General features: G+C 63.1%; 1 protein-coding gene. It reads right to left on the bottom strand.

Annotated features, from left to right (window positions below):
- On the bottom strand, nt 1–374 hold a 374-nt coding region (locus DF216_RS10515), incomplete at its 3' end, for an FtsK/SpoIIIE domain-containing protein (RefSeq protein WP_440862135.1).
- Between the last annotated feature and the right edge of the window lie 54 nt (nt 375–428).

Genomic DNA, 428 nt, shown 5'->3' with positions numbered 1-428 from the left:
TTCTGAGCCAACCGCTGGATCAGGAATTCGACTTCCTTGCCGGCGGTCATCATCAGGTCGGCGAGCTCGTCGACCACCACCACGATCTGCGGCAGGACTTCGTAATCCAGCTCTTCGGTCTCGTAGACCGGCTGACCCGAATCGGCGTCGTAACCGGTCTGCACCTTGCGCCCGAGCTTGGTGCCCCGCGCCTTGGCCTCGAGCACCTTCTCGTTGAAGCTCTTGAGCGCCCGCACGCCGAGGCTGGCCATCATCCGATAGCGCTCCTCCATCTGCTCGACCGCCCATTTCAGCGCCCGGATCGCCTTGGGCGGGTCGGTCACGACCGGGGCGAGCAGGTGCGGGATGCCGTCGTAAATGCTCAATTCGAGCATCTTGGGATCGATCATGATCATCCGGCACTGGTCCGGTCCCATCCGGTACAGCAG

Origin of the sequence: Streptococcus oralis, from assembly GCF_004127215.1 — a bacterium.
GTDB lineage: Bacteria > Bacillota > Bacilli > Lactobacillales > Streptococcaceae > Streptococcus > Streptococcus oralis_BD.
The sequence above is the reverse complement of the archived record's forward strand: the minus strand, read 5'-3'. Positions and strand labels throughout refer to the sequence as shown.